This is a genomic window from Gillisia hiemivivida (assembly GCF_007997295.1).
Lineage (GTDB): Bacteria > Bacteroidota > Bacteroidia > Flavobacteriales > Flavobacteriaceae > Gillisia > Gillisia hiemivivida.
Genome location: NZ_VORY01000002.1, coordinates 314,572 through 328,594, shown reverse-complemented (window position 1 = coordinate 328,594; position 14,023 = coordinate 314,572). Strand labels below are relative to the sequence as shown.

Here is a 14,023-nt window from a genome sequence, read left to right as displayed (position 1 = left end):
CGAATATGAAAAAATCCTTCTTTGCTCTCATTCTTACATTTTTCAGCACTTTTTTATGTCAATCCCAAGACGATGGGTGGACACTGTCTACGGGAAAGGTTGAGCAATATACAGGAGTTGTTGTTGCAAATGGTAGGATTGGTATCTTACCGGAGGATAAACCTTTTGAGGTGCGTTCGGTAATATTAAATAATGTATATGAAAAAGAATCTCCTTTAGGCGTTTCCAAAATTATTTTGGGAATGAATTTTGGGAATCTCGAAATGGAAATTGACGGGGAAAAAATTACAGAAAACAATATTTCAGACTGGGTGCAAACCTTGAATATGAAGGAAGCTTCCTTTACCACTTCCTTCAACTTCAAAGACAAAGCAAAGGTAACTTATACCATATATGCCCTGCGAAACGTCCAATATTCAAGTTATATAGATTTTAAAGTCGATGCAAAAAAGGATATTCAAATAAAAGTTACCGGAAAAATATTAACTCCAGAAGTATTTCAGGATCCTACCAGCACTTTTAGAGTACTCAAGGATCTGGAAACTACAATGCCCATTTTGCAAACCTTCGCTAAAAGTCAGTATGGAAAACATATCGTTGCCACATCTGCAACTTTTATATGGCATGACATTAATTCCGTAAGAGAACATGAACGCCCTGAACTCAAGCATAATAAAGTTTCTGAGTATGATAACAGGTTGTCTTTTGAAAGAAAAGTAAGAAAGGGACAGCAAAGTGAGTTTGCCTGGACAGCAGCTGAAACCTCCACCCAGGATTTTGCAGATCCTCAAACTGAATCGGAACGTTTCGTTATTTTTAATTTATTAACTCCAAGAAAGGATTTACTCGGTGAGCATAAAAAACTTTGGGAAGAGCTTTGGGAAGGAGATATTGTGATTGAAGGCGATTTACAATCCCAGCTGGATGTGCGTTTGGCGCTATATCATTTATATGCATTCTCCAGAGGTGATTCTAATTTGAGTATTGCCCCAATGGGACTGTCTTCACAAAATTATAACGGGCATATTTTTTGGGATACAGAACTCTGGATGTTTCCCCCTCTATTAGTACTGAATCAGGATATCTCACGTTCCCTGGTAAACTACCGGTCTGACCGATTGGGGAAGGCAAAACAAAAAGCTGTTAACTTCGGTTACAAAGGCGCTATGTTTCCATGGGAAAGTGATGATACAGGGGAGGAAGCAACACCATCTTGGGCACTTACAGGAACTTTTGAACACCATATAACAGCTGATGTAGCTATAGCCTTCTGGAATTATTATCGTGTTACCAAAAATAAAGAATGGCTTGTTGAAAGAGGTTACCCTATGTTAAAAGAAATAGCCGATTATTGGGTAAGCCGTGTCTCAAAAAATGCTGATGGAAGTTATTCCATTAAAAATGTGGTGGGTGCCAATGAATTTGCCGCAAACGTTGATGATAATGCATTTACAAATGGTTCTGCAATTACAGCCTTAAATTATGCGGTCCTTGCAGCCAAAGAAGTTGACGAAACTCCAAACCCCGCCTGGAATGAAGTTGCTTCAAAAATTGTAATATTAAAATTCCCTGATGGAACTACAAAAGAAAACCAAAGCTATGAGGGAGAAATTATAAAACAGGCAGATGTGAACTTGCTGTCTTATCCTTTGGATATAATTACCGAAAGAGAAAATATTCTTAAGGATTTAAAATATTATGAGTCTAAACTTTCTCCTGAGGGCCCTGCTATGGGGCAATCAATATTTGCCATTTTGTATGCTAGATTGGGAGATTCCAAAGAAGCTTACAGGCTTTTTAAAAGAAGTTATGAGCCTAATAAGCGTGCTCCATTTGGAGCTCTGGCAGAATCGGCCACCAGTGAGAATCCATATTTTGCAACAGGTGCCGGAGGTATGCTCCAGGTTGTGCTATTTGGATTCGGCGGATTGCATATTACCGAAAATGGAATAGAGCAAAAAAATGAGATCTTACCAAAAGAATGGAAATCACTTACCTTAAAAGGTATTGGGCCAGAGAAAAAAACTTATGTGATCAAATAAATAGGGAACAGAGAGACGAGAACCAAGAACCAAGAACCAAGAACCAAGAATCAAGACAAAAGAGCCAAGAAAAAGGCTGAAAAATAGGGATAATTAACTGCGTAAATCTTCGATCCAGGTAGCTTTCAGGAGCGGGAAATTTTTCCGTTCCAGAATTAATGTTTAAAACCCTAAAGTTTCCAATTAATATTATCTAATTCTCTGGAAATATCTTTGGGTACTTATACAAATAAATTAGAATCCCGGTATCTTTGTTTTCATTACTTAAAACACAAGACTTGGAGTTAATATCATATATAAAATCTAAAATAGCCGTTCCCGAGAGATCTATTCTCAACACAGTAAGCTTATTAAATGAAGATGCTACAATCCCATTTATTGCGCGATATAGAAAAGAGTTAACGGGTAATTTAGATGAAGTTGAAATTGAAAAAATAGCAGAGCTTTTAAAATCCTATTCAGAATTAGAGCGTCGTAAAAAATCTATCATTAAAGCTATTGAAGATCAGGATTCATTGACAGATTCCTTACTGTCTAAGATTCAGGATTCAGATTCTATGGTGGAATTAGAGGATTTATATCTTCCTTTTAAAAAGAAGCGTAGAACTAAAGCTGAAGCTGCCAGAGAAGCTGGTCTGGAACCTTTAGCCAAAATACTAATGTCTCAAAATGGAGATAATTTAGAACTAGTTGCAAGTCGGTTTTTATCAAAAGATATAAAATCTCCGACCGATGCTTTAGAAGGAGCTCAACATATAATTGCAGAATGGATAAGTGAAAATCCTTATGTGAGGCAGAAGCTAAGAAAGTTATTTCAGAATAGTGCAGATATAGCTTCAAAATTAGTTAAATCTGAAAAAGAAAACCCAGCTGCGCAAAAATACAAGCAATATTTTGACTGGAATGAGCCTCTAAAAAGAATTCCTTCTCATAGATTACTCGCAATTCTTAGGGCGGAAAGTGAAGGGGTAATAAAGGTAAAGCTTGATGTAGAAAAAATGGAAGCTTTAAGATTAATAGAGAATGTTCTTAATCTGAAAAATTCTTCAGCTTCAAAATATATTAAAGAAGCAATAGAAGATTCCTACAAACGACTCTTAAAGCCATCATTTTCCAATGAAGTTTTATCTGAAGCAAAAAATAAAGCAGATGAAGATGCTATTCAGGTCTTTGCTGAGAATTTAGAACAACTTTTATTAGCGCCTCCTCTAGGTAATAAAAGGATCTTAGCCTTGGATCCTGGTTTTAAGTCTGGATGTAAATTGGTGTGTTTGGATGAAAATGGAATGTTGCTACATAATGAAACTATCCACAGAAAGAAATGACGCTTGCCATAAAGAAAATAAGATCGCTCGTAAATGCCTATAATATTGAAGCGATCTCTATTGGAAATGGAACAGCTTCCCGTGAAACGGAACAGTTTATAAAGAAAGTTCCATTTAATAAAGAGGTCGAAGTATATGTGGTGAATGAGGCGGGTGCTTCAATTTATTCGGCATCTAAAATTGCTAGAGAAGAATTTTCAGATTATGATATCACAGTAAGGGGCGCAGTTTCTATTGGGAGACGCTTAATAGATCCTTTGGCCGAATTAGTGAAAATAGATGCAAAGTCAATTGGAGTAGGGCAGTACCAACATGATGTAGACCAAACAAGACTGAAAAATAAACTGGATGCAGTGGTGATGACTTGCGTAAACCGAATAGGGATCAATGTAAACTCTGCAAGTAAAGAACTGCTTTCTTATGTCTCAGGGATTGGACCAGTACTAGCTGAAAACATTATAAACTATAGATCAGAAAAAGGTAGTATAAAAGCTAGAGAAGAGTTGCTAAAAGTCCCAAGATTAGGAGCCAAAGCTTACGAGCAATCAGCCGGTTTTTTAAGAATTAAGAATGCAAAAAATCCTTTGGACGATTCTGCAGTTCACCCGGAACGTTATGAGTTGGTAAATAAAATAGCACTCGATTATGGAACTGGAATTAACCAATTAATAGGCAATAAAGAAGTGCTTCAAAAAGTTGATTTAGAGACTTATGTCCAAAAAGATCTTGGGATACCAACGCTAAAAGATATAATTAAAGAACTGGAAAAACCAGGTTTAGATCCTAGAAGTAAGATCAAGGTTTTTCAGTTTGACGAAAATGTAAATACTATTAAAGATTTACAAACGGGGATGAAACTTCCAGGGATCGTAAATAATATCACCAATTTTGGATGCTTTGTTGATGTTGGAGTTAAAGAAAGTGGATTAATACACATCTCTAAATTGGCGAATGAATATATAAGTGATGTCAATTCTGTTGTAAAATTAGGACAGCATTTAAGGGTAACTGTTTTGGAAATTGATCTGGATCTAAAAAGGATTCAACTTTCCCTAATCGATTAATAATAAAACTGCCAATAGAATTGATTTTTATCGGTCTGTAGTTGTGTTCATATTAAGATTACAATGTATAGTAAGGATGTCAGGTTGAGACCTGTGATAAAAAAATTTATTTAGCGTAGGAAATTGACGTATGAAAGATGCTGAAACGAGTTCAGCATGACGGCAGTTAAAACAGTATCGTCACCCTGAACTAGTTTCAGGGTCTCTTATTGGGAGTAACTTTGAAAATACGTCAATGGTAGCGGAGTCGAAACCTTCTTTTTGAGCTGAAAAGTTCTCGACTGGGCTCGAACAGACAAAACAATATGATTTAATTTTTGATAGACAATAAATAATAAAAATTATATATACTTAATATCTGTATTCTATAATTCTATTGGCAGCTTTATATAAGGGATTGATTTAGTTGTCCTTATACTTTTCAAACCAAGATAGGATAGCTGCAACTTTAGCAATAAGGTTACTTGGTCTATTTGCTATTCCGTGTCCGGATCCCGGGATTCTAACCATAGCCGTTTCTACTCCTTCCAGTTTTAATGCACTGTAGAATTGCTCAGATTCAGCTATTGGAGTTCTGTAATCTTCTTCTCCAGTTAACAACATAGTTGGAGTAGTAATATTAGCCACATAGCTTAAAGGAGATCTCTTGAAATAACTTTCCGGGTCTTCCCAAGGCTTTTTGCCAAACCAATATTTAGCAAAGAAGCCTGGATTATCTGCATATAGCACAAAACTCGTCCAATTTATAACTGGTTTTGCAACTACAGCAGCTTTAAATCTATCTGTTTTTCCAACGATCCAAGCGGTTAATACACCACCTCCGCTACCTCCGGTGACAAATAAATTTTCCCTGTCTAAATATCCTTTTTCAAGAACAGCATCTACTCCAGACATCAAATCATGATAATCGTTATTGGGATAGTCGTGATGTATTAAGTTTCCGAATTCTTCCCCATAGCCAGTACTACCTCTAGGATTAGTATACAGAACTACATACCCAGCTGCAGCCATTAGCTGAATTTCTGCCGAAAATACATTTCCATAACTAGCAAAAGGCCCACCGTGGATCTCTAGAATTAACGGGTATTTTTTGTTAGGGTCAAAATCGGGCGGAGTTACAATCCAGCCTTGGATATCTCTTTGATCTACAGAAGACTTCCACCAGATCTCTTCTACTTTTCCTAGTTTTTTAAAGGAAAGTAAATCGCTATTTACATCTGTAAGCACTCGATCATTTCCTTTATTTCCAACACCTAAATCAGATAACATTGCATTTTTTCCTGAAGTAAAAGCGTAATTACCATTTTCTGCAATACTATAAGATGCAGCGTTATAAGGCCTTCCTAGGGAAAGTCCTCCCATGTTATTTGTTATTTCTTTTACTTTACCGCTCGTAGAAATGTAACCTAGTTTTGTGCTGCCTTTGTCGTTATATTGAAAATAAAGGCCATCTCCATTTTTGTCCCAGGAAATATCACTTATATCTCTATCAAAGTCTGCTGAAAGGTTCTGGATATTACTACCATCTATATTCATAATATATAACTGACTCAATTGATATCCTTGCAATCTATCATCGAAGCCTAAATATGCTATTTTCTTGCCATCTGAAGAGATTATTGGATTGCTGTCTGGTCCCTGTCTATTTGTTAAGGTTGTTATTTTTCCATCTGTAATATCTAGCTTATGGATTTCTGAATTCATAGGATCTAATTCATGATCTTCTCCAAGATTAGCTGAAAAATACAAGCTTTTACCATCCTTACCCCAAACTGGTGTTCCATGATCGAAGGGATTAAAAGTAAGTTGCCTTGGGGTATGTCCGTCTATAGAAACGACAAACAGTTGTGTGTTACCACTTTTTAAATAACCAGCTCCATCTGCCCGATAATTCATTTCGGTGATGTATTTAGGAGCCTCGTTCCAATTTGCGCCATCTGGCTTCTTTGGCATTTTGATAGGAGAAGCATTCTCTTTAATCACGAATTTAGAAAAGGCAATAAACTTGCCATCCGGAGACCAGGAAATTGATCCAGGTAGCTCATTAGAATTAGAAATTACTTGTGGCTGTTGAGAATCCAGCCATTTTAAATATAACCGCATTTCGCCATCCATGTTAGATTTGAAAAGTAATTCCCTTCCATCTGGAGACCAACGGGGAGAATTATCTACTGTGTTGCCAGTGGTTAGTGGTCTGTTTTGTGTACCATCAAAATTCACTATCCAGAGATTGGATAGATTTTTATCGGTCATGACATCCTTAAAATTCCGGACATACACCACCTGTTTTCCATCTGGAGATATCTGTGGGTCAGAAATATACTCAAGATTGAAGATATCCAATAACTCCAGCTTATCTGATTGTTGTGCTAAAAGTAACTGAGAGGATAGGAAGAAAAATAATAATATTTTTTTCATGATCAGAGATTTTAAAGTGAATTAAACAGGAAATGAACTTATCTAAAGGTCGATGAGGGAAAAGAAACTAAACTTTCATGTCCGTTTTTGCCAACAGCTACAACTCCAAATAAGAAATTATCTATTACAATTCCTTCCAACATAAATTCAGATACATCTCCTACAAACCTTGAATGTTGCCATACAGGGGAAGTAGTATCTCTCCAGTAAATTTTATATCCTGCAATTTCTCCTGAAACCTTTTCCCAACGTAGTTTGGTAGAGGGTTCAACGATTCCTCCAATCGCAACTTTTGAAGGTGCTGGCGGAGCCCAAGCCAAACTAGCTAAGTTAATCGCGTTTACAGCCGTAAGTTTTGCAGCATAATCAAAATTCACACCTTCAATTACATCTCCATATTCAATTCCATTTTCGGTTCTAATGTCCTGATGTTGTCTGTTGTAATTTTCATGGGCTTCCATTATTCTAATTCCTGCATAGCCAAGATCATTAAAAGATCTGTGATGTCCTCCACGTCCAAATCTGTCTAAACGATAAATCATCATTGGATTCATTTCTGGCATATAGGTTTCTACGGTACCATGAATGTAGCGGGCAAGCTGTCTGGAAATTCCATCTACTTCACCACCATAATATCTTCTTGCATTTCGCTCTTGCTCAGTTTCGGTTGGAGGCACAGGTTCAGAAAAAATTCTGAAACTTCGGTTATCAATTATTCCATCAACCCCTTCAATATTTCCGATCATATCATTGTTCAATATTCCAATGATCTCCCAATTGTTGTTTTTTGCATATTGAGCCAATCCTTTTCCTCCAAATAAACCTTGCTCTTCTCCGGAAAGGCCAACATAAATAATGCTGTTTTCAAATTTATATTTAGATAAAACTCTGGCGGCTTCAATAGTTCCTGCCATTCCACTGGCATTATCATTAGCTCCTGGTGCATCGGTTTCAAAATCCATGGTATCACTAGCACGAGAATCTATATCGCCACTCATAATGATATATCTATTTGGATATTTTGTTCCTTTTTGGATAGCTACAACATTAACGACCCATGCTTCTTTTGGCACACGATTTCCATCTTCCGGAGTCACTAGATCTTTTTGGTAAAAGACATTTAAACAGTTATTGCAATCTTGGGAGGTTTTATCAAATTCAGATTTGATCCATCGTCTTGCAGCTCCAATTCCACGGGTGGTTGAAACCGTATCGCTAAATGTATTTCGAGTTCCAAAACCTGCAAGTTTTCTAATATCAGATTCAATTCTATCTGCAGATACAGAATCAATTATTTTATAGATCCTAGCATCTGTATCTTGTGCATTTGTATTATTAAATAGAAGTAAAGTGAATATGAAACACGCAATACTTAATAGGGAGGAATTAATTTTCATTATTATAAATTTTATTTATTTGAGTTTTCTAAAGTAAGAAATGTTTTTCAGAATGTTTTCTGAAGATAATCCAATTCCGAAAAATAAAAAACCCCCGGAAAGAATCCGAGGGTTAATATAAAATATTTGAGTTTAGACTAGCTAGCTCTCATATCGTGAATATCTGCTTTAGTATCGTGATACTTTTCTTCAACTTTAGAACCACTAGTTGCAGCTTTAGATTTTTCTTTGATCGCTTCAACTTTTTGGTTTAAACCCTCTGAAAGATCATTGATCTTCCCTTTAGCACCTTTTAAATAGCTATCTCCAGATTCAGTAATTGATTTACGTGTATCTGCTCCTTTTTTTGGTGCAAATAATAAACCTATAGCTGCTCCTATAGCTGCTCCTGATACTAATCCTGTAATTAACTTTCCTACTTTCATAATTATGTCTTTTTTAAATATTGGTTGTATAAATTTGATATTGTAAAAGTACTTCTATTTAGAAGTTTAGAGGATTTTCTTTAGTTAAGTTTGATATAATGTTTAAGTAAAATTGCTAAGGATTTTAACAGTTTAGTTTTTTTTATTATTATCCTGCTGAAGCTTATTTCAGTTATAAAAATCCTTGCAATAACTCTCTTACTTTTTTGGTGTTATTTAAATAGTAAGTGGCACTGGTTTTCTTTAAACCTACTTTTACAGTTACTGCAGAATCTGGCAATTCCTGGAATAAATATTCATCTGTCCAATCGTCTCCAATAGCAAATATGAAATCAACCTCTTTTCTTAAAAGAAATTTTGTTGCGGCCTTACCTTTGTTAACTTCACTGCTTTTTATCTCCAGAACTTTATTACCATCTAAAACACTCAATCCATGATTAGAGATAAGATCTTTTAATACTGAAGAAAGTTCATTAGCGCGTTTTTCTCCTAGGTCTGGATCAACTTTTCTGTAGTGCCAAGCCAGCGAATAGTTCTTTTCTTCTATAAAACTTCCGGGAGTTCTATCTACAAATGCTTCAATAACAGGACGTATAGATTCCATCCAGTCATTTCTAACATTTTCATTAAGTCTCCATTCTTTATTCGGTTTTAAGGCCCAAACTCCATGCTCTGCAATTAGCTGCACATCTACTTCCTTCCACCAAGTGCCTAGAGTTTCCTTATCCCTTCCGCTAATAAGCACTACAGTAGTATTTTCCAAAGATGCTAATTGACTTATTAGAGAGATAAGTTCTTCATCTGGTTTTGCATCTTCTGGTTGATCAACAAAATCTACTAGTGTTCCATCATAGTCCAGAAATAATACTCGATTTTTAGATTTTGTGAAATCTGAATATATCGACTCTTGGATATCTTTAGATATAAGGATAGCCTTATTGCTTTGTCTGGTTTCTTGTGTTTTAGTCAAAGCTTTCATAAAGTCGTTAGCCCATTTTTCTACATCATATCGTTTAAGTCGTTTCTGAAGGATTTTATTTCTTTTAATTTGTTCTTCTTCAGACATCTTTATAGCCTGATTTATAGCATCAGCAATCTGTTCAAAATTATTAGGATTAATTAAAATTGCTTCATTCATTTCTTGAGCTGCACCGGTCATTTCACTTAAAATAAGCACTCCAGTTTGATCTTTCCTGCTTGCAATATATTCTTTTGCCACAAGGTTCATTCCGTCCCTTATAGGAGTTAGTAGGGCTATATCGCATGAAGCATATAGATCTATTAAGTTGTTAAAAGGCATTGACCTATAGAAATACCAAATAGGTGTCCAGCTTACGGTAGCGAATTTCCCATTTATTCTTCCTACTAAGGCATCAATTTCCTTTTTCAATAATTGATACTGTGGCACCTCAGATCTAGAAGGAACTGCCAGCATAACCAATCGGATTTTTTCTATATACTGAGGATATTTTTCTAAGAAATACTCAAATGCTCTTATTCTATGTGCAATCCCTTTCGTGTAATCTAACCGATCTATACTTAGGATCAACTTTGCCCCGGGTGCTCCTTTTCTATGATGATCTAATCTGCGCTGTAAATCTGATTGACTTTCCAGAGTATTTTCAAAGTGATTTTGCGCAGCCTTTTCAAACTTGTTATAATCTATACCCATAGGAAAAGAATCTACTTTAACCATTCTCTCTGGGAGGCTCACTTCATTAAAATTGACTTGATACCTGAGAATACGGCTTACAGAACTTAAAAAATGTCTTTCATAGTCGTAGGTGTGAAAGCCAATAAGATCTGCACCCAGTAAACCTTTAAGAATTTCCTCTCTCCAAGGCATGGTTCTAAAGACTTCATAGGAAGGAAATGGGATATGATTGAAGAAACCAATGGTAGCATTAGGAGATTGTTCCCGAACCATATTTGGTACTAAAAGAAGTTGATAATCATGAATCCAGATCTTATCACCTTCCTTGTACTTTTCCAGAATGGCATCCGCATATTTTTGATTTACACTTTTGTAGGTTTTCCAATGCCAAGTTTCCCATTCTGTGAATTCCATAAAGTAGTGGAAGAGAGGCCAAATACTTCTGTTACTAAAGCCATAGTAAAAGCCTTCAATTTCCTTTTCAGTAAAATTTAACGCAATACAGGCCTGATCTTTTGCTTTCTGAGAAACTTCATTCATTAAATTTTCAGGAAGCTCTTCAGTAGTTAAACCACTCCAGCCTATCCAGACACTATCTCCATCTCTGTGAAAGGATTTTAAACCTGTAGCTAAGCCTCCCACACTAGGAGTAACGTCCAATTTTCCTTTTTTTATAGAAATTTGAAGTGGCAATCTATTGGATATAATGATTGTTTTACTCATAATTTATTCTGAATTCTACGATAAAGTTTTAGTATTTTACTTAATTTCCGAAAATACATTTGATCTACCATCATTTTCAACAAACTTTATGATTATATGAAGAATTTAGACTACGGAATTATAGGAAATTGTAAAAGTGCTGCACTTGTCTCAAAAACAGGCTCATTGGAATGGTGTTGCTTGCCAAATTTTGACTCAGCAGCTGTTTTTGCAAAATTATTAGATGAAAATAAAGGCGGAAGCTTTGAGATAGAAGTTACCGAAGATTATGAAATCTCTCAAGAATATCTTTGGGGTACCAATATATTAAGTACCGGGTTTGATAATGGTACTGATGCATTTCAGCTAATAGATTTTATGCCCCGCTATCAGCGAGAGGATAGCTCATACTATTCCGCTCCAGATGTAATTCGGTTTCTTCGACTTATAAAAGGGAAGCCAGCTTTTAAAGTATTATATAATCCTCGTTTGGATTTTGCTAGAGAGAAAACCTTTAATGAAAATAAAGGCAATTATATAAAGAGCTATACGACCGAAGGGAAATTTGAAACTCTATTTCTCTATTCAAGTTTTGATCTTGATGCTATTTTAGAGCAAAAGGAAATTGAATTAACAGGAAATGGGTATTTCTTAATGGGCTATCATGAAAAATTGGTTGAACAGTCCTTGGATAGGTCCTATCTTAAATACCAACGTACCAAGACCTATTGGATGAACTGGAGTGAATACACCACGAAATATAAATACTATAACGAAGAAATATTGCGAAGTGCTTTGGTACTTAAGGCTTTAACCTTTAAGAAGTCGGGTGCTGTACTTGCTGCTGCCACTACATCACTTCCAGAGACTATAGGTGAAGAGCGCAATTGGGATTATAGATTTTGTTGGATTAGAGATGCCTCCATGGTTATCAAAGTAATGGCAGGATTAGGGCATGATAAATCGGCTAAAGATTTCCTCCAGTTCATTCTTAATCTGATACCACATAAGGATGAAAAGATTCAGATCATGTATGGTATCAATGGAGAGAAGAATTTAACTGAGCACATATTAGATCACTTAGATGGGTATCAAGGTTCCAAGCCTGTGCGCACAGGAAACGCAGCCTATATTCAAAAGCAGAACGATATATATGGAATATTGATGGAGGTGATCTACCAGCAATTTGTTCAGTTTGAGACAAATCTGGAAAACAGTGAAGAATTGTGGACAGTAACTAGAGGAATTGTAAAAATTGTAGAATCGCACTGGAAAGAACCTGATAAAGGAATATGGGAACTGCGGACAGAAGAAAGGCATTTTGTTTCCTCTAAACTCTTATGTTGGGTTGCCATAGATAGAGCTGTAAAAATAGGAGAGATCCTCAGAAAGGGAATAAATGAATCTAAATGGGTTTCTTTAAGGACTGAAATTTATGATGATATCCATAAAAATGGATGGAATGAAGAGGTGCAGGCATATACCCAATCCTATGGTTCAAAAGATTTAGATGCGTCCACACTTTTAATGGAGAACTATGGATTTATAGATGCAAAAGATCCTAGATATATTAGTACCGTAAAAGCTACCGAAAAAGAACTTTCCCGGGATGGTTTGCTCTACCGTTATAAGAATAAAGATGATTTTGGCTTGCCTACTTCCTCATTTACAATATGTACCTTTTGGTTTATTAATAGCTTGTATAAAATAGGAGAAAAGGAAAAATCTAAAAAATTATTCGATCAGCTTTTAACTTATAGTAATCAATTAGGATTGTTTAGTGAAGATATTGATTTTGAGACGAAGCGCTTATTAGGGAATTTTCCGCAAGCCTATTCTCATTTGGCATTAATAGAAGCAGCTACAAACTTTAGTAAAATTTATGCTTCAGAAGAAAACATTTAATTTTGATCAGTTTTTAAACTTACCCTGGATTTCGGAAGACTTTCAGGGTAATTTTCTTTGATAAAAACTATCAGTTGCTCTCTAATATATACTCTAAGGTCCCAAGCTGTTGGAGAATCTTTTGCGCTCATCAAAGCTCTAATTTCTACAGATCTGTCAGTAGCATCAGTAACTTGTAATACATTTGTTTTTCTATCCCATAATGAAGAACCCTCTAGAAGTCTGCTAAGTTCTTCTCTCAATTTTTGAAAAGGAATCTCATAATCTGTATAGATAAAAACAGTTCCTAATATTTCTGAAGAATTTCTAGTCCAGTTTTGAAAGGTGTTTTCAATAAAGTAGGTAGTAGGAACTACAAGTCTTCTTTTATCCCAAATTCTAACTACTACATAGGTAAGGGTGATTTCTTCAATCCAACCCCATTCTCCATCTATAATGACAACATCTTCTATTCGGATTGGTTGAGTAAGGGCTATTTGAATACCAGCCAATAAAGTTCCAATAGCCTTTTGTGCTGCTAGACCTATAATAATCCCGGCAATTCCGGCTGAGGTAAGAAGACTGACACCAATAGACCTAATGCTATCAAAACTCATTAAAACTATACCTACGGCTAGTACTATGATAATAAAGATGATTATATTCTCTAAGATCATGAACTGTGTATAAACCTTCCTTGCTTTTAAATTATCTGAAGTTGAAAGATCATATTTTCTAAGAATACGAGCCTTAAATATCTTAAGAAGTACAATAAGAAACCAAGCAGTGCTTAAGATGATTCCCATGGTACTTAAATGCCCTACTATAGTATATGTGTAATCATACCTGAATAACTTAGCTATTATAGCTATTTGACAGAATAACGAAACCAAGAAAATAAGTAAAGGAATCCATATTCTATTGGCGAAATTTAAAGGAAGTATATTTCTAGGATCTTTGCCTATTTTCTTTAAGGCATAGTATGCGAGCGTAAAGCAAATTATTAATACAATTATGCCTAAAATTAAATAATTGATTAGTTCTTGATTGATTGAAACCATAAATGTTCTGAAAAATATCTTCTTGTAATACTACTAAAAATAAGGCTTTTG

The 14,023-nt window shown here is 35.4% G+C and carries 7 protein-coding genes and 1 pseudogene; 3 read left to right on the top strand and 5 right to left on the bottom strand.

The window, feature by feature from the left end; translation table 11 throughout:
• Nucleotides 1–5 precede the first annotated feature (5 nt).
• Both ES724_RS03745 and ES724_RS03740 read left to right on the top strand, forming a co-directional pair.
• Complete coding sequence (locus ES724_RS03745) at nucleotides 6–2,042, top strand: glycosyl hydrolase family 95 catalytic domain-containing protein (protein WP_146929732.1); 2,037 nt, start codon at nucleotides 6–8, stop codon at nucleotides 2,040–2,042.
• Nucleotides 2,043–2,320: 278 nt separating this feature from the next.
• Nucleotides 2,321–4,431: pseudogene (locus ES724_RS03740) on the top strand (Tex family protein).
• A 402-nt stretch (nucleotides 4,432–4,833) separates the two neighbouring features.
• Here the strand turns inward: ES724_RS03740 and ES724_RS03735 are convergent.
• From ES724_RS03735 to ES724_RS03720, 4 genes are all read right to left on the bottom strand, one after another.
• On the bottom strand, nucleotides 4,834–6,849 hold the full coding sequence (locus tag ES724_RS03735) for an alpha/beta hydrolase family protein (protein WP_146929729.1): 2,016 nt from the start codon (nucleotides 6,847–6,849) through the stop codon (nucleotides 4,834–4,836).
• Between the two features lie 38 nt (nucleotides 6,850–6,887).
• Nucleotides 6,888–8,246 carry a M28 family metallopeptidase gene (locus tag ES724_RS03730; RefSeq protein WP_146929726.1) on the bottom strand — a complete coding sequence of 453 codons (1,359 nt, stop codon included), beginning with the start codon at nucleotides 8,244–8,246 and terminating at the stop codon, nucleotides 6,888–6,890.
• Nucleotides 8,247–8,383: 137 nt separating this feature from the next.
• Nucleotides 8,384–8,671, bottom strand: coding sequence for a YtxH domain-containing protein (locus ES724_RS03725; protein ID WP_146929724.1), 288 nt, complete (start codon nucleotides 8,669–8,671; stop codon nucleotides 8,384–8,386).
• 172 nt (nucleotides 8,672–8,843) lie between these two features.
• Nucleotides 8,844–11,048: a bifunctional alpha,alpha-trehalose-phosphate synthase (UDP-forming)/trehalose-phosphatase gene (locus ES724_RS03720; RefSeq protein WP_146929721.1), complete on the bottom strand. Its 2,205-nt coding sequence runs from the start codon at nucleotides 11,046–11,048 to the stop codon at nucleotides 8,844–8,846.
• Nucleotides 11,049–11,144: 96 nt separating this feature from the next.
• Between ES724_RS03720 and ES724_RS03715 the strand changes: the two genes are divergently transcribed.
• Nucleotides 11,145–12,932, top strand: coding sequence for a glycoside hydrolase family 15 protein (locus ES724_RS03715; RefSeq protein ID WP_146929719.1), 1,788 nt, complete (start codon nucleotides 11,145–11,147; stop codon nucleotides 12,930–12,932).
• Here ES724_RS03715 and ES724_RS03710 read toward each other — a convergent pair.
• The gene (locus ES724_RS03710) at nucleotides 12,929–13,972 is read right to left on the bottom strand and encodes a mechanosensitive ion channel family protein (protein ID WP_146929716.1); all 1,044 of its coding nucleotides are present in this window, start codon (nucleotides 13,970–13,972) and stop codon (nucleotides 12,929–12,931) included. The two genes, ES724_RS03715 and ES724_RS03710, sit on opposite strands and share 4 nt — an antisense overlap.
• Between the last annotated feature and the right edge of the window lie 51 nt (nucleotides 13,973–14,023).

Coding starts and splice junctions, on each gene's coding strand:
- ES724_RS03745 (WP_146929732.1), top strand. CDS start 6: ATGAAAAAATCCTTCTTTGCTCTCATTCTTACATTTTTCAGCACTTTT.
- ES724_RS03735 (WP_146929729.1), bottom strand. CDS start 6,849: ATGAAAAAAATATTATTATTTTTCTTCCTATCCTCTCAGTTACTTTTA.
- ES724_RS03730 (WP_146929726.1), bottom strand. CDS start 8,246: ATGAAAATTAATTCCTCCCTATTAAGTATTGCGTGTTTCATATTCACT.
- ES724_RS03725 (WP_146929724.1), bottom strand. CDS start 8,671: ATGAAAGTAGGAAAGTTAATTACAGGATTAGTATCAGGAGCAGCTATA.
- ES724_RS03720 (WP_146929721.1), bottom strand. CDS start 11,048: ATGAGTAAAACAATCATTATATCCAATAGATTGCCACTTCAAATTTCT.
- ES724_RS03715 (WP_146929719.1), top strand. CDS start 11,145: ATGAAGAATTTAGACTACGGAATTATAGGAAATTGTAAAAGTGCTGCA.
- ES724_RS03710 (WP_146929716.1), bottom strand. CDS start 13,972: ATGGTTTCAATCAATCAAGAACTAATCAATTATTTAATTTTAGGCATA.